The 17439-nt window shown below is 70.9% G+C and carries 19 protein-coding genes; 14 read left to right on the top strand and 5 right to left on the bottom strand.

Annotated elements, in window-relative coordinates; all coding sequences use genetic code 11:
- Positions 1 to 245 precede the first annotated feature (245 nt).
- On the top strand, positions 246 to 1430 hold the full coding sequence (locus GUY59_RS00660) for a serine/threonine-protein kinase (protein ID WP_161714311.1): 1185 nt from the start codon (positions 246 to 248) through the stop codon (positions 1428 to 1430).
- A 47-nt stretch (positions 1431 to 1477) separates the two neighbouring features.
- Here the strand turns inward: GUY59_RS00660 and nuoH are convergent, their stop codons facing one another.
- From nuoH to GUY59_RS00645, 3 genes are read right to left on the bottom strand one after another with little or no spacing between them, the layout of a single operon-like run.
- Positions 1478 to 2419 carry an NADH-quinone oxidoreductase subunit NuoH gene (gene nuoH / locus GUY59_RS00655; protein ID WP_132334270.1) on the bottom strand — a complete coding sequence of 314 codons (942 nt, stop codon included), beginning with the start codon at positions 2417 to 2419 and terminating at the stop codon, positions 1478 to 1480.
- On the bottom strand, positions 2412 to 2954 hold the full coding sequence (locus GUY59_RS00650) for an NADH-quinone oxidoreductase subunit C (RefSeq protein WP_138198609.1): 543 nt from the start codon (positions 2952 to 2954) through the stop codon (positions 2412 to 2414). The genes nuoH and GUY59_RS00650 overlap by 8 nt, the downstream gene beginning before the upstream one ends.
- On the bottom strand, positions 2951 to 3421 hold the full coding sequence (locus GUY59_RS00645; protein WP_236666688.1) for an NADH-quinone oxidoreductase subunit B: 471 nt from the start codon (positions 3419 to 3421) through the stop codon (positions 2951 to 2953). The genes GUY59_RS00650 and GUY59_RS00645 overlap by 4 nt, the downstream gene beginning before the upstream one ends.
- Positions 3422 to 3657: 236 nt before the next feature.
- Here GUY59_RS00645 and GUY59_RS49735 point away from each other — a divergent pair, with 236 nt between their 5' ends.
- Complete coding sequence (locus GUY59_RS49735; protein WP_269128637.1) at positions 3658 to 3786, top strand: hypothetical protein; 129 nt, start codon at positions 3658 to 3660, stop codon at positions 3784 to 3786.
- Between the two features lie 62 nt (positions 3787 to 3848).
- On the opposite strand, the gene GUY59_RS00640 is transcribed toward GUY59_RS49735, so the two are convergent.
- Positions 3849 to 4220 (bottom strand): NADH-quinone oxidoreductase subunit A, encoded by a 372-nt coding sequence (locus GUY59_RS00640; protein ID WP_138198610.1) that lies wholly within the window; start codon positions 4218 to 4220, stop codon positions 3849 to 3851.
- A 172-nt stretch (positions 4221 to 4392) separates the two neighbouring features.
- Between GUY59_RS00640 and GUY59_RS00635 the strand changes: the two genes are divergently transcribed.
- The 11 genes from GUY59_RS00635 to GUY59_RS00590 all read left to right on the top strand — a co-directional run bounded on the left by GUY59_RS00635 (position 4393) and on the right by GUY59_RS00590 (position 16046).
- A complete protein-coding gene (locus tag GUY59_RS00635; RefSeq protein WP_138198611.1) occupies positions 4393 to 5808 on the top strand; it encodes a polysaccharide deacetylase family protein in 1416 nt (471 codons plus the stop codon).
- Between the two features lie 31 nt (positions 5809 to 5839).
- Positions 5840 to 5929, top strand: coding sequence for a putative leader peptide (locus GUY59_RS51180; protein WP_311132193.1), 90 nt, complete (start codon positions 5840 to 5842; stop codon positions 5927 to 5929).
- Between the two features lie 120 nt (positions 5930 to 6049).
- Positions 6050 to 7894: a 2-oxoacid:acceptor oxidoreductase subunit alpha gene (locus tag GUY59_RS00630; protein ID WP_138198612.1), complete on the top strand. Its 1845-nt coding sequence runs from the start codon at positions 6050 to 6052 to the stop codon at positions 7892 to 7894.
- On the top strand, positions 7887 to 8933 hold the full coding sequence (locus GUY59_RS00625) for a 2-oxoacid:ferredoxin oxidoreductase subunit beta (protein ID WP_138198613.1): 1047 nt from the start codon (positions 7887 to 7889) through the stop codon (positions 8931 to 8933). The genes GUY59_RS00630 and GUY59_RS00625 overlap by 8 nt, the downstream gene beginning before the upstream one ends.
- Positions 8934 to 8954: 21 nt before the next feature.
- On the top strand, positions 8955 to 9887 hold the full coding sequence (locus GUY59_RS00620; RefSeq protein WP_138198614.1) for a hypothetical protein: 933 nt from the start codon (positions 8955 to 8957) through the stop codon (positions 9885 to 9887).
- Positions 9880 to 10824, top strand: a complete 945-nt coding sequence (locus GUY59_RS00615) for an NAD-dependent epimerase/dehydratase family protein (protein WP_138198615.1) — start codon at positions 9880 to 9882, stop codon at positions 10822 to 10824. Before GUY59_RS00620 ends, GUY59_RS00615 begins: the two co-directional genes overlap by 8 nt.
- 56 nt (positions 10825 to 10880) lie before the next feature.
- A complete protein-coding gene (locus tag GUY59_RS00610; RefSeq protein ID WP_138198616.1) occupies positions 10881 to 11543 on the top strand; it encodes a polysaccharide deacetylase family protein in 663 nt (220 codons plus the stop codon).
- 1 nt (position 11544) lies between these two features.
- Positions 11545 to 12447 (top strand): glycosyltransferase family 2 protein, encoded by a 903-nt coding sequence (locus GUY59_RS00605; RefSeq protein WP_138198617.1) that lies wholly within the window; start codon positions 11545 to 11547, stop codon positions 12445 to 12447.
- Positions 12444 to 13463 carry a GNAT family N-acetyltransferase gene (locus GUY59_RS00600; protein ID WP_236666687.1) on the top strand — a complete coding sequence of 340 codons (1020 nt, stop codon included), beginning with the start codon at positions 12444 to 12446 and terminating at the stop codon, positions 13461 to 13463. Before GUY59_RS00605 ends, GUY59_RS00600 begins: the two co-directional genes overlap by 4 nt.
- Positions 13464 to 13564: 101 nt before the next feature.
- On the top strand, positions 13565 to 14872 hold the full coding sequence (locus tag GUY59_RS00595; RefSeq protein WP_138198618.1) for a nucleotide sugar dehydrogenase: 1308 nt from the start codon (positions 13565 to 13567) through the stop codon (positions 14870 to 14872).
- Positions 14862 to 16046 carry a glycosyltransferase family 4 protein gene (locus tag GUY59_RS00590; RefSeq protein WP_138198619.1) on the top strand — a complete coding sequence of 395 codons (1185 nt, stop codon included), beginning with the start codon at positions 14862 to 14864 and terminating at the stop codon, positions 16044 to 16046. The genes GUY59_RS00595 and GUY59_RS00590 overlap by 11 nt, the downstream gene beginning before the upstream one ends.
- Here GUY59_RS00590 and GUY59_RS00585 read toward each other — a convergent pair.
- Complete coding sequence (locus GUY59_RS00585) at positions 16019 to 16864, bottom strand: glycosyltransferase (protein ID WP_138198620.1); 846 nt, start codon at positions 16862 to 16864, stop codon at positions 16019 to 16021. The two genes, GUY59_RS00590 and GUY59_RS00585, sit on opposite strands and share 28 nt — an antisense overlap.
- A 26-nt stretch (positions 16865 to 16890) precedes the next feature.
- Between GUY59_RS00585 and GUY59_RS00580 the strand changes: the two genes are divergently transcribed.
- Positions 16891 to 17439: a dTDP-4-dehydrorhamnose 3,5-epimerase family protein gene (locus GUY59_RS00580; RefSeq protein WP_138198621.1), complete on the top strand. Its 549-nt coding sequence runs from the start codon at positions 16891 to 16893 to the stop codon at positions 17437 to 17439.

The following is a 17439-nucleotide window of genomic DNA, read 5'->3' as shown; positions in this document are numbered from 1 at the left end:
CTCGGGATACTGCTGCGTAACCGATTTACGCAGCATGTGGCGAAGGGTGATGGACAACCCTTTCGCCAGTCCGACTCCCGGTATCCGCCCCATGTTCAACATCATGACGCACTTGGCCTCGCACGTGAATGAGCCAGAGCATTGTCCCCAGTTTTTCCACAGCTATCCACAGGCAGGCCGATGGTTATCCACAACCTGTGCGCTCGCCCGATATGAACCGGTCGCTGAACGATAGTCTCTCCGGCATGCAACAGAGCCATTCAGTCCGTCCCAGTGGCGGGAGGTGGGCGGCCGCCGTCTTGTGGGCCTGCCTGCCCCTGTTCACCTGCGGCCTGGCGACCCCGGTCACCATCGGGTTCGCGGCTTACTGGTTGCGAAACGTCTGGCACTTCGTCGCCGCGTGCGTCTACTTCGTCGGCATCGGCTCGTTCACGATCTCGGCCCTCGCATACGCGGAGTTCGCGGACATCCCGGAGCCCCTGGCCGTCATGGTCACGTTGGGCCTGCTGCTCAGCTGGGGCGGAGGGGTCGTGCATTCGGGTTTTCTCGTGCCCCACATGGCGCGCGCCCGCCTCAGAGCGACGACCCTTCCTCCGCACCGGCCGATGGAGATGGGCAGGCGCACCACCTCCCCCGGTCAGCACCATCGGCCGCGCACCGGGCAACCCGAGTGGGTGGGCCACTACCGGGTGCTGCGTGAGCTCGGGCGGGGCGGGCAGGGGGCGGTCTACCTGGCGACGGCGCCCAACGGGACGCGGGTCGCGGTGAAGGTGCTGCACGACCTGGTCGACGAGGTGGCGCGCAAGAGGTTCGCACGGGAGGTCGACGCGGCCCGGCGGGTGGCGACGTTCTCCACAGCCCGGCTCCTCGACGTGAGCGTCTCCGGTCAGCACCCCTACATCGTCAGCGAATACGTCGAGGGCCCGTCGCTGGAGCAGCTGGTCAAGAAGCACGGGCCACGCGACGAGGACGGCCTGACCCGGCTGGCGCTGGCCACGGCCGGGGCGCTGGCGGCCATCCACAAGGCGGGCATCGTCCATCGCGACTTCAAACCGAGCAACGTGCTGATCGGGCACGACGGCCCCCGCGTGATCGACTTCGGCATCGCCAAGGCGCTCGACCAGGTGACCATGACGACGGGGAAGATGGTCGGCACGCCGCCCTACATGTCGCCCGAGCAGTTGTCGGGAGAGACCGTGGGCCCGCCCTCCGACGTGTTCAGCTGGGCGTCGACGATCATCTTCGCGGCGACGGGCCGGCCCGCGTTCGGGGAGGACACCGTGCCTGCGGTGTTCAACCGGGTGCTCACGGTCCAGCCCGATCTGTCGTCGCTGCCGCCCGCCTTACGCGGGATCGTGGGCGCGTGCCTCAACAAACGTCCGGACGAACGGCCCTCGGCCTCCGACGTGATGCTGGCCATCGTTCACTGACGCCTCCCGCCGCCGAGCCGGCTCGGAAAGGGCAGGACGGCGCCGCGTCAGATGAGGACCTTGACGACGCCGGTGAGCGCCAGCTGCACGAGCGCCAGCGGGACGAGCCCGGCCCAGGCGAGCTTCTGCAGTTGGTCCTCGCGCAGGCGCGGATAGGTCACCCGCAGCCAGATCACCACGAACGCCAGCGCGAACACCTTGACCAGGGTCCACAACCAGCCAGGCAGGAACGGCCCGTGCCAGCCGCCCAGGAACAGGACGGTGGTCAGGAAGGACAGGACGACGATCCCGACATATTCGGAGAGCATGAAGAGCGCGAAGCGCATGCCGGTGTACTCGGTCATCGGGCCCATGATGATCTCGGACTCGGCGATCGGCATGTCGAACGGCGGGCGCCGCAGTTCCGCCAGCCCGGCCACGAAGAAGACGATGCCGCCGACGGCCTGCCACGGCAGCCACCACCACTGCCACGCCTCGACGATGCCGGGGAGCGACAGGGTGCCCGCGGCCATCGCGACCGACGAGGCCGCCAGCACGAGGGGCAGCTCGTACGCCATGAGCTGGGCCGCCGAGCGCATGCCGCCGAGGACGGAATACTTGTTGGCCGAGGCCCACCCGGCCATGATCGCGCCCAGGACGCCCACGCCCATGACGGCGAGGACGAAGAACAGGCCGAGGTCGAGATCGACGGCCACGAGGCCGCGGTCGAGAGGGATGGCGATCAGCACGAGGAGATACGGCACGAGTGCCACACCCGGGGCGATCATGAAGATGCGGCGGTCGGCCGCGGCCGGGACGACGTCCTCCTTCTGCGCGAACTTCACTCCGTCGGCGATGAGCTGCGCCCACCCGTGGAAACCGCCCGCGTACATCGGCCCCAGCCGCGACTGCATGTGCGCCATGACCTTGTGCTCGGTCTGCCCCACGATCAGCGGCAGCACCAGGAACACGACCAGGATGACGGCGAAGCTCAGCACCACGTCAAGCATCGGGCGGCCCCCAGTCGGCTGGAACTCCCGGCGGAAGTGTCTTGCGGCGGCTCGGGGCGCCGTGTCCTGACTCGCCGGGCTCCTTGGCGCCGGGCCAGGGCTTGGCCACGCGAGCTGCCAGGATGAAGTCCTTGCGCAGCGGATGGCCTTCGAAACCGTCGGGCAGCAGGAGAGGGACGAGGTTGGGGTGGCCGTCGAAGATCACGCCGAACATCTCGTACGTCTCGCGCTCGTGCCAGTTGGCGCCCCGGTAGACGGAGACGGCGGTGGGCAGGTGGGGGACGGCGCGCGGTACGCGGGTGCGCAGCAGCAGGCGGGTGCGGGCGTCGAGGTTGCAGACGTGGGCCACCACCTGGAAGGCGTCCGGCGGGTCGTCGACGCCGGTCAGCCAGTCGAAGAAGCTGTGGCCGAGCTCGTCGCGGGCGAATGCCAGCAGCTCGATCCAGTCGCCGGGTGCGACGTCGACGGTGACGTCGCCGTACGACTCGGTGATCTCGGCGCGCTCGCCGAACCGCTCCTCGATGCGCGTGGTCACGCCTCCTCCGGCGAGTGGGCGCGTGACCACATGTAGCGGTCGCTCAGTTTCTCCCCGGCGATCTTCTCCTGGAGCTGGGTGATGCCGTAGAGGAGCGCTTCCGGCCTGGGCGGGCAGCCGGGGACGTAGATGTCCACGGGAATGATCTGGTCGACGCCGTTGGTCACGCAGTAGGAGTCCCAGTAGGGGCCGCCGCTGTTGGAGCAGGCGCCGAACGAGATCACGTATTTCGGATCGGGCATCTGCTCGTAGAGGCGTTTGACGGCGGGGGCCATCTTGTCGGTGACCGTGCCCGAGACGATCATGAGATCGGCCTGCCGGGGGCCGTTAGCGAACGGGATGACGCCGAAGCGGATGAAGTCGTGGCGGCTTGCCGACGTCGCGATGAACTCGATGGCGCAGCAGGCCAGCCCGAAGTTGAAGACCCACAGCGAATAGCGCCTGCCCCAGTTGAGAATGAAGCGCATGGGTTTGGGAGCCAATCTGGAGATCGGCCCCACTGTGGGCATCGGGAGATCCGTTGCTGCCATGTGGCCATTCTTACTCGGATCAGGGGGAACGCAAAGAGATCTTCCCTGGCATGAACAGGCTGTGGTGCCTGCAGGACACGTTCCCCGGCCTGCCGGCGCCTCTGGGAATTCCGTACGGCTCACGGATCAGGAGAGGAAGGCGCAGCCGAGGAGGAGGGAGCGGCCGGCGACACGTGCGGCCCGACGCCTCCACCATCGCCGCGAGCCCCGGGCCGCGCGACCGCGACCGGGTGACCGGCCTCACGCATGAGATCGCCGACCGGAGCTCGGCGTCCCGGTCAGGCTGCCTGGCGCTGCCGTAGGCCACCACCGCCCAGACCGGCCTGCCTGCCGCGGGTGGGTGCGGCGTCGCGGGGCGGCGGGCTCATGTCCAGGTGAGTACGCGTTTGCGCCAGGCGTAGACGATGCCGAGGGTGATGAACCCCAGGAACACGAACATCTCGACGAGCGTCGTCAACCCGTAGCCGGGCGCGTCGAAGACGGTGGCCCAGGGGAACAGGAAGACGGCGTCCACGGCGAAGACCACGTACAGGTAGGTGAAGACGTAGTAGCGGACCTGGGACTGCGCCCAGCCGTCGCCCACCGGGTCGACCCCGCACTCGTACGTGGTCAGCTTGTCCGGGGTGGGGCGCGACGGGCGGAGCAGGCGGTTGGCGAACAGGGCGCCGGCCACGATGGCGACGCCGATGGCGAGCAGCGCGGCGACGAGCACGTACGACCCGTAATAGCCGTCCATGACGGGATGGTAACCCAGGGAAGCCCCAAACCGGAGGGTGGTCAAAAGTCCGCTACCGATCATCCCAAATAGGAGTAAACGGCAAGATCGCCCACATACTGTGGCATGCATGCATATAAGGCGATTCTCTGCAGGAATCGCTCTGCTGGCCCTTTCGGTCTCCGGTTGCGGCATGGCCACCGCCGTTCCCGACAGGGGCATCGTGGTCCCGGCAGAGCCGACGCTGGTCGACTTTGTCGACCCCACGACCGTCGTCGGCCTGTCCACCAGAACCCTCACGGAAGGCGACTCCGCAGGCCGCCGATACGTGCACATCACCTACCCCGAGCTGGACGAGGCCCCCGCGCTCAACCGGGTGCTGCGCGAGCGGGTGCGCGAGCAGCTGCGCGACTTCCGCGAGCGTACGAAGACGAAGGCGGCCGGCCCGCGGCCGGAGCTGAACGTGAACTGGCAGCTCGCCGCCGCCTCCCCCGAAGCGGTGGCCGTACGGCTGCGCACCGGCGAGAACCTGAAGGCGGGCTTTGGGTACTCCACGCGGACGTACTGGTTCGACGCGCACGAGGGCAGGACGGCCGGCTCCACCGGGCTGCTCGCCGGCAAGGACGCGCTGCGCCGGCTCGGCGTGCTGGTCAGGCGGCAGCTGGTCCAGGAGCGCGGGCAGCAGATCGGGGCGGACGAGGTCGTCGCGGACGCCGGCCGCTTCGACTCGATGGCCTTCAACCGTGACGGGGACCTGGTGGTCGAGTTCGACGACTGCCAGGTGGGGCCGTGCGCGCTGGGCCGGGTGGCCGCGGCCGTGCCGGCGGACGCCGCGGAGCCGCTGCTGTCCGGCCTGGGGAGGCGGGCGCAGGAAGGCGTCAGGACGGCCGCGCGCAAGGACGCGGCGGACCTGACCAGGGTCCCGCCCGCGAACGATCCCGCCAACGGCACCGAGGCCGTCAGGACCCTGGCCGTGACCGCCGACTGCGCCAGGACGAAGTGCGTGGCGCTGACGTTCGACGACGGTCCAGGACCCCACACCGGCGCGCTGCTCGACACGCTCCAGGAGCATCGGGCGCGGGCCACGTTCTTCCCGCTCGGTACGAACGCCGCCGCCGACCCAGGGCTGGTGCTGCGGATGAGCGCCGAGGGGCATCTGGTCGGCAACCACAGCTGGAACCACAAGAACCTTTCCGGTCAGCCCACCAGCAAGATCACCGACTCGCTGCGGCGGGCGGGTGACGCGATCGCCGTCGCGACCGGGCGCACGCCGACGCTCGTGCGGCCGCCGTACGGGATCGCGAGCCCGCAGTTGCGCGCCGTCGCGGCCGAGCAGGGCGCGTCGCTGGTCACCTGGGACGTCGACACCCATGACCAGGGCGGTGGCAAATCCGCCGACATCGCCGACAGAGCGGTGCGCGGGGCACATCCAGGTGCGATCATTCTCATGCACGACATCCATCGGGAAACCGTCGACGCGGTTCCGGACATCCTCGAAAGGTTGCGCGGGAAGGGTTACAGCTTTGTCACCGTTCCTGAGTTGTACGGCTCTGCGGGGATGCAGGCCGGACGCATGTACAGCTCAGGGAGCGGACAGCCCCTGACATAACGCGCTTGAGGGGGACGTATAGTTGGCGCACGTGACCCGAACCGTCCTGTTCGCCCGCCTGCATGTGGACCTCTGCAGGCTCGCATCCGGGCTGTGTCGTCGTTCTCCCACCTCACCCTGACCCCGCCCGCGTTTACCCGCATTCGCGGGCCGCAAACGCGTGACCTTCCGAGGATCTAGCATGGAAACAGAGAACGCGCCTACATCAACCGCGCCTTGGCGCGTCGAGGAGGACTGAGCTGTGACGAAGCAGGTCCAGCAACTCGACCGCGTGATCATCAGATTCGCCGGCGACTCCGGCGACGGCATGCAGCTCACCGGCGACCGTTTCACGGCGGGCACGGCGGAGTTCGGCAACGACCTGTCGACTCTGCCCAACTTCCCCGCCGAGATCCGGGCCCCCGCAGGCACCTTGCCCGGCGTCTCCAGCTTCCAGCTGCACTTCGCCGACCACGACATCCTCACGCCCGGCGACGCGCCCAACGTCCTCGTGGCGATGAACCCGGCCGCGCTCAAGGCCAACCTGGGCGACCTGCCCAGGGGCGCCGACATCATCGCCAACACCGACGAGTTCACCAAGCGCAACCTGCAGAAGGTCGGCTACGCCAGCAGCCCGCTCGAGGACGACTCCCTGAGCGAGTGGCGCGTGCACGCGGTCCCGCTGACCTCGCTGACCGTCAAGGCGCTCGAAGACTTCGACCTGTCGAAGAAGGACGCCGAGCGGTCGAAGAACATGTTCGCCCTCGGCCTGCTGTCGTGGCTCTACCACCGGCCGACCGAGCACACCATCAAGTTCCTCGAGCAGAAGTTCGCCAAGAAGCCCGACATCGCCAAGGCCAACATCGCCGCCTTCCAGGCGGGCTGGAACTACGGCGAGACCACCGAGGGTTTCTCGGTGAGCTACGAGGTCAAGCCGGCGCAGCTGCCCCCGGGCGTCTACCGCAACATCTCCGGCAACCAGGCGCTCGCCTACGGCCTGATCGCCGCGAGCGTGCAGTCGAAGCTGCCGCTGTTCCTGGGGTCCTACCCGATCACCCCGGCGAGCGACATCCTGCACGAGCTGTCCAGGCACAAGCGGTTCGGGATCCGCACCTTTCAGGCCGAGGACGAGATCGCCGGCGTCGGCGCGGCGCTCGGGGCCGCGTTCGGCGGGGCGCTGGGCGTGACCACCACGTCGGGCCCCGGCGTGGCGCTGAAGGCCGAGACCGTCGGCCTGGCGGTCACCACCGAGCTGCCGCTGATCGTCGTCGACGTGCAGCGCGCGGGGCCGAGCACCGGCATGCCGACCAAGACCGAGCAGACCGACCTGCTGATGGCGTTGTTCGGCCGCAACGGCGAGTCGCCGGTGCCGGTGGTGGCGCCGATGTCGCCGAGCGACTGCTTCGACGCGGCCATCGAGGCGGCCAGGATCGCCGTCAAATACCGCACACCGGTCATGTTGCTCTCGGACGGCTATCTCGCCAACGGCTCGGAGCCCTGGCGACTCCCCGAGATCGCCGACCTGCCCGACATCTCGCAGAATTTCACGACCGCCCCCAACGGCGAGGACGGCACGTTCCTGCCCTTCAAGCGTGACGCCGACACCCTCGCCCGCCCGTGGGCCATCCCCGGCACTCCCGGCCTCGAGCACCGCATCGGCGGCATCGAGAAGGCCGACGGCACCGGCAACATCTCCTACGACCCCGCCAACCACGACCTGATGGTCCGCACCAGGGCCGCCAAGATCGCCGGCATCGACGTGCCCGACCTCGAGGTCGACGACCCCGACGGCGACGCCGGGGTGCTCGTCATCGGGTGGGGCTCGACGTACGGGCCGATCGCCGCGGCCGTGCGGCGCATCAGGAAGAGCGGCGGCAAGGTCGCGCAGACCCACCTGCGCCACCTCAACCCGCTGCCCGCCAACACCGGCGAGATCCTCAAGCGTTACGACAAGGTGCTGCTGCCCGAGATCAACCTGGGCCAGCTGGCCCTGCTGCTGCGGGCCCGCTTCCTCGTCGACGTGATCAGCTACAACCGCGTGCGCGGGCTCCCGTTCAAGGCCGAGGAGCTGGCCGGAGTCATCCAGGACGTGATCGACAGTGACTGAGCTGCTGAACGGGAAGGGGCTCTCGCTCGTTCCCAAGACCGATGTGAAGCAGACCCTGAAGGACTTCAAGTCCGACCAGGAGGTGCGCTGGTGCCCCGGCTGCGGCGACTACGCGATTCTCGCCGCCGTGCAGAGTTTCCTGCCCGAGCTGGGGCTCAGGCGCGAGAACATCGTGTTCGTCTCCGGCATCGGGTGCTCGTCGCGTTTCCCCTACTACCTGAACACCTACGGCTTCCACTCCATCCACGGGCGGGCGCCGGCGATCGCGACCGGGCTGGCGGCCAGCCGGCCCGACCTGAGCGTCTGGGTGATCACGGGTGACGGCGACGCGCTGTCGATCGGCGGCAACCACCTGATCCACGCGCTGCGCCGCAACGTCAACCTCAACATCCTGCTGTTCAACAACCGGATCTACGGTCTGACCAAGGGCCAGTACTCTCCTACGAGCGAGGTCGGCAAGATCACCAAGTCGACGCCGATGGGGTCGCTGGACAAGCCGTTCAACCCGATCTCGCTGGCTCTCGGCGCCGAGGCGTCGTTCGTGGCCAGGACCATCGACTCCGACCGCAAGCACCTGCAGTCGGTGCTGCGCGAGGCTACCGCGCACCGCGGCACGTCGCTGGTCGAGATCTACCAGAACTGCAACATCTTCAACGACAACGCCTTCGAGCAGCTCAAGGACCCCGAGGTCCGCGACGACATCACGGTGCGGCTGGAGCACGGTCAGCCGATCGCGAGCGCCTCGAAGGCCGTCGTACGCGCCGCGAACGGCGGCATCGAGGTGGTGGCCCGCGACAGCGTGAGCGACGACCAGATCCTCGTGCACGACGCGCACAATCCCGACCCGTCGGTGGCCTTCGCGCTCAGCAGGCTCGACGAGCCGGCGTTCGAGCACGTGCCGATCGGGATCTTCCGCCAGATCGACCGGCCGGCCTACGACACGCTCATGGCCGAGCAACTCGACGAGGCCGTGGGCAGCGCGGGGCCGGGCGGCCTGAGCGAACTGCTGCTGGGCGGCGACACCTGGCGCATCGGCTGATGATGCGCGAATAATGCCAGGGTGGCGAAGACGTGGTCGTATGTCATAGCCGCGGTCGCCGCCCTGGTCCTGGCCCTCGTGGTCGCCCAGCAGCTCGGCGAGCCCGCGGGCCGGGCCTCGCAGAGCCCGTCCGCGCCCGCGAGCCCGCCCCCGGAGACCGGCAGGCCGGGCCCTCCCGGCTTTCCCGGCGCGGCCTCCACGGGCGTCCCGCCGGGCACCGCGCTCACGGTCGTCACCGGCGACCAGACCTTCGCCAAGGACGGTGAGGTCGTCGAGGGCAAGGTCTTCCACGGCTTCGTGGTGGTGACCGCGCGCGGCGTCACGTTCCGCAACTGCGTCTTCCGCGGCGCGGCCACCTCCGACGTACGGCCGCTGCTCGACACCGAGCACGGCAAGGACACGGTGGTGGAGGGCTCCGAGTTCTACCCCGCCCATCCCTCGCCGTCCATCGACGGCATCTGGGCGGCCTCGACCAAGATCTACCGCTCGGAGTTCCGAGGCACGGTCGACGGCGTCAAGGCCCACACCGCCACCCTGGTCCAGGACTCCTACATCCACGACCTGAGCTGGTTCGCCCACGACCCCGACCAGGGCGGCGAACCCACCCACAACGACGGCGTACAGGCCTTCGCCGACCAGAGCGGCGTCACGCTGCGGCACAACACGATCGACCTGTCGACCACGCGCGACCCGAACGCCGCCGTGCAGTCGTCGGCCGACGACCTGCGGGTGGAGGACAACTACCTCGACGGCGGCGCCTGCATCGTCAACATCGACCACACGCCGCTCGAGCGCCCCCTGACCGGGCAGCGCGTCACCGGGAACCGGTTCGGCCGCAACTCCGCGCACGACTGCCCGATCCTGCTGAGCACCCGCTCCGAGCTCGCCGCCGACGCGGGCAACGTCTGGCACGACACGGGCGAGCCCATTCCGTCACCGGACCAACATGACTGACCCGGGAGAGCACATGTCGGCCTGGCAGGGGACGCGCACGCTGGTCACCGGCGCCACCGGGTTCATCGGCTCCCACCTGGTCCGCCGCCTGGCCGGGCTGGGCGCGCGGGTGCACGCGGTCAGCCGCCGCCCGCAGGAGGCCACCGGGCACGTCGAGTGCTGGCACGCGGCCGACCTGTGCGACGCCGCCGCCACGGCCGCACTGGTGGAGGCGGTCCAGCCGGAGGTGATCCTCCACCTGGCCAGTGAGGTCACCGGCGTCCGGGAGCCCGGGATCGTGGCGCCGACGCTGGCGGGCAACCTGGGCGCGGCGGTCAACCTGCTGACGGCCGTGACGGGCGGCCCCGTGCGCAGCGTGGTGCTGGCGGGCTCGGTGGAGGAGCCGCGCGAGGGGCAGGCGCCGGGTTCCCCGTACGCGGCGGCGAAGGCGGCGGCGACGGGGTACGCGCGGATGTTCCACGCCCTGTGGCGGGTGCCGGTCTCGGTGTTGCGGGTGGCCATGGTGTACGGGCCGGGCGAGCCGAACGCGGCCAGGCTGGTGCCGTACGTGACGACGTCGCTGCTGAAGGGGCAGGCGCCCCGGCTCACCTCGGGCGCGAGGCTGGTCACCTGGGTGTACGTCGAGGACGTGGTGGACGCGTTCGTGCTGGCGGGAGCGGGCGGCGACGCGGCCGGGCACATCCTCGATATCGGCACGCCCGAGCCGGTCAGCATCCGCGACACGGCGGAGCTGCTGGCCGCCATCGTGGACGGCACCGTGGACGGCACCGTGGACGGCAGGGCCAGGCCCGAGTACGGCGCGGTCGCGGCGCGGCCGCTGGACCGTACGCAGCGCTCCGACATCGGGCCCGCCGAGCGCGTGCTGGGCTGGCGTCCGGCGACCACGCTCGAGGCGGGGCTGCGGCAGACCGTCGCCTGGTACGCAAAACGGATGTAACGGTCCAGATCTGGTCGCGATAACTCTCCTGGCGACCTTCTTGACCAGGGGGCAGGATGCGGGCGGTAACCAACCTGACCGTGCACGGCATCGGCGAGACGGCCCGCGCTCTCGAACGGGACGAGGACGCGACGTGGGTGACGGTCGAGCAGTTCGAGCAGGTCGTCGACGCGGTGGCCGGCCGCCCCGACGTACGGCTGACGTTCGACGACGGGAACGCGTCCGACGTGGAGATCGCCCTTCCCCGGCTGGTGGAGCGAGGGCTGCGGGCGGAGTTCTTCGTCCTGGCCGGGCTGCTCGGCGAACCCGGCAGGCTCGACGCCGACGGCGTGCGCGAGCTGGCCGGGGCCGGCATGCGGGTCGGCTCCCACGGGTGGGCGCACCGTGACTGGCGCACACTGGACGGCCCGCAGGTGGCCGAGGAGCTCACCCGGGCCAGGGCCGTGCTCGCCCGGCTCGCGGGCGGGCCGGTGTCGCGGGTGGCCATCCCGTTCGGCTCCTACGACCGCCGGGTCCTGCGCCGGCTGCGGATGGCCGGCGTGACCCGCGCCTACACCAGCGACGGCGGCCGGGTCAGGGCGGGCTCCTGGCTCCAGGCGCGCAACAGCCTCAGGCACGACCTCGACGGCGCCTGGATCGGGCGGGTGCTCGACGGCAGGGCGCCGCTCGCCCGGCGCGCGGGCAAGCTCGGCATGCGCCTGTACAAGCGGGTGCGCTGACATGGGCCGGGTCGCCGTCGTGATCGTCACCTACAACAGCGCCTCCGTGCTCGGGGGCTGCCTCGGCTCGCTGGAGCGGGGCGCCGAAGGGGTGGAGCTGGCCGGCGTGGTGGTGGCCGACAACGCCTCCAAGGACGACTCCGTCGCCGTCGCCGAACGGGCCAACGCCACGGTGGTGCAGGTCGGCAGGAACGCCGGGTACGCCGCCGCGATCAACGCCGGCGTCGCCGCGCTCGACCTCGACCGGCTGGACGGCGTCTACGTGCTCAACCCCGACTGCCGGCTGCGCCCCGGCTCGATCGCGCCGCTGCTGGCCTGCCTGCGCGAACCGGGCAGGGGGATCGCGGTCCCCTACATGGTCAATCCGGATGGCACGCTCCAGCCGTCGCTGCGCAGGGCGCCGACCGTGGGTAGGGCCCTGGTCGAGGCGCTGGTCGGCGGGTCGCTGGCCGGGCGCGTCGGCGGGCTGGGCGAGCTGGTGACCGACCCGCGCGACTACGCGCGTCCCGGCGCGTACTCCTGGGCGACCGGCGCGGCCATGCTGCTGTCGACGCGGGTCATCCGCGAGGTCGGCGCGTGGGACGAGTCGTTCCTGCTCTACAGCGAGGAGACGGACTACTGCCTGCGCGCCGCCGACGTGGGATGGACCACGTGGTACGAGCCCGCGTCGGTGATCGAGCACATCGGCGGCGACTCGGGCGTGAATCCGACGCTGGCGGCGCTGCTCGTCGTGAACAAGGTACGCCTGTACCGGCGGCGCCACGGGAGGGCGTCGGGGGCGGCGTACTTCCTGGCGGTGCTGGCCGGTGAGGCGGTGCGGGCGCTGGCCGGGCGGCGTACGTCCCGGGCGTGCGTGGCGGCGCTGCTGCGGCCCTCGCGCCGGATGACGGCGCTGCCGCAATGAGCGGGCTGCGCGTGGAGGCGTTCACCGCGCTCACCGCGGCGGACCTGGACGCCTGGCACACGCTGCGGGAGGCCAATCCGGCCCTCGACAGCCCCTATTTCCACCCCGGTTTCGCGGCGGCCGTGCACGCCAGCGGGCGGCCCGTCCACGTGGCGATCGCGCGTGACGGCGGGAGGCCGGTCGCGTTCCTGCCGCACCACCGGGAAGGGCGGCTGCTGCGCCCGGTGGGCTGGCCTGGCGCGGACTTCCAGGGCCCGATCCTGGCGGCCGGCGCCGGGTTCCGTCCGTTGGACCTGCTCGGGAACGGGGCCGCCGGCTACGCCTTCGACCACCTGGTGGAGGGGGCGCCCGGGTTCGAGCGGTGGGTGGTCTCCCGCAGGCCGTCGCCGTACCTGGACGTGACCGGCGGGCTGGCGGGCTACCTGGGCCGGGCCTCGCGCAGCGGCAAGGAGAACATGGGGCAGGCCAGGCGGCGGGCCGCGAAGGCGGGGCGGGAGCTCGGCGAGCTCAGGTTCGTGGCGGCCTCGTCCGACCCGAAGGCGCTGGCGCGGGTGGTCGAGCTGAAGCGGGCGCAGTACGCCGCGACCGGCGCCAGGGACTTCTTCGCGGGGCAGGACCGGGTCCGGCTGCTCGACGGCCTGCTGCGCGCCCGCGATCCGGGGTTCAGCGGCGTGCTGTCCACGCTGCACGCCGGGCAGCACCTGCTCGCGGCCCACTTCGGCCTGAGGTCGGGCGGGGTGCTGCACTGGTGGTTCCCCGTCTACGACCCGGCCTTCGCGCGGCTGTCTCCAGGCTGGATCCTGCTGCGGGAGCTGGTGGCCGCCGCTCCGGCGCTCGGGATCGTACGCGTCGATCTCGGCAGGGGCGAGGACGAGTACAAGCGGCGGGCCAAGACCGGCGAGAGCGTGGTCTGCCAGGGCCTCGTCACGAGGAATCCGGTACGCGGGGCCGCCGCGGCGGCGCTGTCGAAGGCGAGGTCGGTCGCACGATCGGTCAGGGCGTGGAGAAAACCGTAACGTTCCAACGGACATGCCCGACATATCGGTGGAGGCGGGGGAAATGGCGCGCTGCCCTCCAGACGGCGGTCCACAGCAGACGGTCCCTTACGGAGGCGGCTGTGCGAATTAGTGTCTTCGGACTCGGTTACGTCGGTTGCGTCTCGGCGGCCTGCCTGGCCTCCATGGGACACCAGGTCGTGGGTGTCGACGTCAACCCGGCGAAGGTCGATCTCATCAACGACGGCCACGCGCCGATCGTCGAGGAGCGCATCGGTGAGCTGGTGGCCAAGGCCGTGGGGGGCGGCGCGCTGCGCGCAACCACGGACGCCGCCCAGGCCGTCAGGGACAGCGAGGTGTCGCTGGTCTGCGTGGGCACCCCGTCGGCGCCCAACGGCAGCCTGTCGACGACGTACCTGGAACGGGTGGCCGACCAGATCGGCCGCTCGCTCGCCCCGGGGCACGTGGTGGTCTTCCGCAGCACCATGCTGCCGGGAACCTGCACCGACCTGCTCGTCCCCATCCTGGAACTGTCGTCGGGGCTGCGCGCGGGCGTGGACTTCGGGGTGGCGGTCAACCCCGAGTTCCTGCGCGAGGGCACCAGCGTGCGCGACTTCTTCGCGCCGCCCAAGACGGTGATCGGGGAATCGGACGAAGCCGCGGGCGACGTCGCCGCCGCGCTGTACGAGGGGCTGCCGGGCGACCTCTTCAGGGTGCCCATCCCCGTCGCCGAAATGGCCAAATATGCGGACAACGCCTTCCATGCGGTCAAGATCGGCTTCGCCAACGAGCTGGGCGCGATCTGCCAGGCCATGGGCCTCGACTCGCACCGCGTGATGGACGTGTTCCTGGCCGACCGCAAGCTCAACATCAGCCCCGCCTACCTGCGGCCCGGCTTCGCCTTCGGCGGCTCCTGCCTGCCCAAGGACCTGCGCGGCCTGGTCTACGCGGCGCGTAAGGCCGACGTGTCCGTACCGCTGCTCTCCCACGTGCTCCCGGCCAACGAGGCGCACCTGCAGCGCGCCTTCGACCTCGTCACCGCCTCGGGCAGGCGCAGGATCGGCCTGTTCGGGTTGTCGTTCAAACCCGGCACCGACGACCTGCGCGAGAGCCCGCTCGTCGAACTCGCGGAACGGCTCCTCGGCAAGGGCTACGACCTGCGCATCTACGACGCCAACGTGACCCTGTCGCGCCTGGTGGGCGCCAACCGCGCCTACATCGCCGAACGCCTGCCCCACCTCGGCGAGCTGCTCGGCGACTCGGTGGACGAGGTGCTGCGGCACGCCGAGGTCTGCGTGATCGGGTGCGCGGACCCGACGGTGCTCGACGCGCTGAGCCGCGCGGGCGAACGCCGGATCATCGATCTCGTACGCGTTCCTGACGCGGAGGCCCAGCGGGGCAGAAGGGACTACACAGGCATTGCGTGGTAGAGCGCTCATCCTCGTCGAGAATCTGTCCGTACCGCTGGACCGGCGCGTCTGGCAGGAATGCACGGCGCTGTACCAGGCCGGCTGGGAGGTGCACGTCATCTGCCCGCGGGGCGCCAAGCAGGACACCGAGCCCGAGGCCGTCATCGACGGAGTCCACATCCACCGCTACCCGCTGCGCGCCGCCACCGGCGGTCCCGCGGGCTACCTTCGTGAGTACGGCTCGGCGCTGTGGCACACCTTCCGCGTGGCCAGGCGGCTCGGCACGTTCGACGTGGTGCACGGCTGCAACCCGCCCGACCTGTTCTTCCTGGTGGCGCGGGCCATGCGGAGCAAGGGCACACGGTTCGTCTTCGACCAGCACGACCTGGTGCCCGAGCTCTACCTGTCGCGGTTCGGGCGCGGCGAGGACCTGCTGTACCGGGCGGTGCGCCGGCTGGAGCGGATGACGTACCGGGCCGCGCACGTGGTGATCGCGACCAACGAGAGCTACAAGCAGGTGGCGCTGTCGCGGGGCGGCAAACGTCCCCAGGAGGTCTTCGTGGTGCGCAGCGCGCCGGCGGTCGAGCGGTTCCACCAGGTGCCGCCCGAGGAGGGCCTGCGGCGCGGCAAGCCGTACCTGCTGTGCTACCTGGGCGTGATGGGGCCGCAGGACGGCGTGGACTACGCGCTGCGCAGCCTGGCGCGGCTGCGCGACGAGCACGGGCGTACGGACTGGCACGCGGTGTTCGTCGGCGGCGGCGACACCTTCGACGCGATGGTGGCGCTCTCGCGCGAGCTGGGCCTGGCGGACGCCGTCGAGTTCACCGGCCGGATCCCCGACGAGGATCTGCTGCGCTATCTGTCCACGGCCGACGTGTGCCTGTCGCCCGACCCGCTCAACCCGCTCAACGACGTCTCCACGATGAACAAGATCATGGAGTACATGGCCATGGGCCGGCCCATCGTCTCGTTCGAGTTACGCGAGGCGCGGGTGTCGGCGGGCGAGGCGGCCCTGTACGCGCCGGCCAACGACGAGTCGGAGTTCGCCAAGCTGATCGCGCAGCTGCTCGACGACCCGGACATGCGGCGGCGGATGGGCGAGATCGGCCGCGGCAGGGTGGCGGGACCGCTGTCCTGGCACCATTCGAAGGCGGCGTTGCTGGCGGCCTACGACGCCGCCGTGGGGTCGCGATGACGGCTGCCGGCGTCGGTGCCCCAGCTCGTCCTGCCGCCGCGCACCCTGGTGAGCAGCCGGTCCAGGACCAGCACGGCCAGGTAGCAGGCGGCGTCGAGCGGCCCGACCGCCCGCGAGGCCAGCAGCGCGCCCAGCGCCCGCGGGCGCAAAGGGCGCGCGGGCACGCCGAGTTCGGCGAGTTGCCTGTTGCCCTGCCTGACCCTGATCCGGCGGCGCAGGTGGGCGCGGACGGTGCGGGCGGGACGCACGACGGAGCGCGCCCCCGCCACCACGACCCGCTCGCCGCCGGCGAAGCACCCGTCCACCCAGCCGTCGTCGGAGATCACGTCGGGCAGCGGGAAGGCCCGCTCGTGCCCGCGCTCGTTCAGCACGTAGACGCCGACGCCCGCGAGTGCCCTGGACGGCGTCACCAGCCGGTCGTGCACCCGGTGCACGCGGCGGACCACGGGGCCCGTACCGGACAGGTCCCACTCGGGCTGGGGCGCGCAGGCCAGCACGCCCGGCCGGGCGGCGGCGTCGGCGAGCGCCCGTACGGAGCTAGCGTCGATCCGCACGTCCGCGTCGAGATAGACGCGCGGGTACGCCGCGCACGCCGCGTCGCCCAGGCGCAGCGCGTTGACCTTGCCGGGGGTCGCGGTCTCCAGCACCCGCACGCCCGGCCGCGCCGCGGCCCGCGCGGTGCCGTCGGTGCAGGCGTTGGCCACCACGACGACGTCGAACTCGCCGGGCTCCGTCCCGGCGAGCAGCAGGTCCAGCCCTTCGGCGACGACCGCCTCCTCGTTGTGCGCCGGGATGACGACGCTGACCGCCGGCTTCATCGGACCGCCTCCAGGAAGGACGACACATGAAAGCAGAGCAGGGGGAGCTCGACGGGGTCCTGCTGTTCAGGCCGACGCCGCACCACGACAGCCGCGGCCTGTTCACCAGGACCTTCGACGCGGACGTCGCCGCCGAGGCCGGCCTGGCCGCCGAGACCTTCGTCCAGGACAGCCAGTCGCGCTCGCGGCGCGGCACGGTCCGCGGCCTGCACGGGCGCTCGGGCCAGGGCGAGGCGAAGCTCGTCAGGTGCGCCCGCGGCGCCGTCCACGACGTGCTGGTGGACATCAGGCCGCACTCGCCGACGTTCGGGCGCAGCATGGCGGTGCGGCTCGACGACGAGGACTTCGTCACGCTGTACGTGCCCCCGGGCCTGCTGCACGGCTTCCAGGCGCTCACCGAGCCCGCCGACACCTGCTACCGCATCGCCAGGCCGCACGATCCCGCCGAGGACCTGGCGGTCCGCTACGACGACCCCGATCTGCGGATCGCGTGGCCGCTGCCCGTCACCGAGGTCAGCCGGCGCGACCAGGAGGCGGGTTCGTGGGCCGGCCTGCTGCGGCGGCTGGGCGGCTGA

This window comes from Nonomuraea sp. K271, assembly GCF_009908215.1.
Lineage (GTDB): Bacteria > Actinomycetota > Actinomycetes > Streptosporangiales > Streptosporangiaceae > Nonomuraea > Nonomuraea longispora.
Note: the sequence above shows the minus strand (reverse complement) of the source record. Positions and strands in the feature narration are given on the sequence as shown.

What these genes read in the sequence shown, in the direction of transcription:
- GUY59_RS00660 (WP_161714311.1), top strand. Translation starts at nt 246, where the DNA reads ATGCAACAGAGCCATTCAGTCCGTCCCAGTGGCGGGAGGTGGGCGGCC.
- nuoH (WP_132334270.1), bottom strand. Translation starts at nt 2,419, where the DNA reads ATGCTTGACGTGGTGCTGAGCTTCGCCGTCATCCTGGTCGTGTTCCTG.
- GUY59_RS00645 (WP_236666688.1), bottom strand. Translation starts at nt 3,421, where the DNA reads ATGCGCTTCATTCTCAACTGGGGCAGGCGCTATTCGCTGTGGGTCTTC.
- GUY59_RS00640 (WP_138198610.1), bottom strand. Translation starts at nt 4,220, where the DNA reads ATGGACGGCTATTACGGGTCGTACGTGCTCGTCGCCGCGCTGCTCGCC.
- GUY59_RS00635 (WP_138198611.1), top strand. Translation starts at nt 4,393, where the DNA reads ATGGCCACCGCCGTTCCCGACAGGGGCATCGTGGTCCCGGCAGAGCCG.
- GUY59_RS00615 (WP_138198615.1), top strand. Translation starts at nt 9,880, where the DNA reads ATGACTGACCCGGGAGAGCACATGTCGGCCTGGCAGGGGACGCGCACG.
- GUY59_RS00610 (WP_138198616.1), top strand. Translation starts at nt 10,881, where the DNA reads ATGCGGGCGGTAACCAACCTGACCGTGCACGGCATCGGCGAGACGGCC.
- GUY59_RS00605 (WP_138198617.1), top strand. Translation starts at nt 11,545, where the DNA reads ATGGGCCGGGTCGCCGTCGTGATCGTCACCTACAACAGCGCCTCCGTG.
- GUY59_RS00600 (WP_236666687.1), top strand. Translation starts at nt 12,444, where the DNA reads ATGAGCGGGCTGCGCGTGGAGGCGTTCACCGCGCTCACCGCGGCGGAC.
- GUY59_RS00585 (WP_138198620.1), bottom strand. Translation starts at nt 16,864, where the DNA reads ATGAAGCCGGCGGTCAGCGTCGTCATCCCGGCGCACAACGAGGAGGCG.
- GUY59_RS00580 (WP_138198621.1), top strand. Translation starts at nt 16,891, where the DNA reads ATGAAAGCAGAGCAGGGGGAGCTCGACGGGGTCCTGCTGTTCAGGCCG.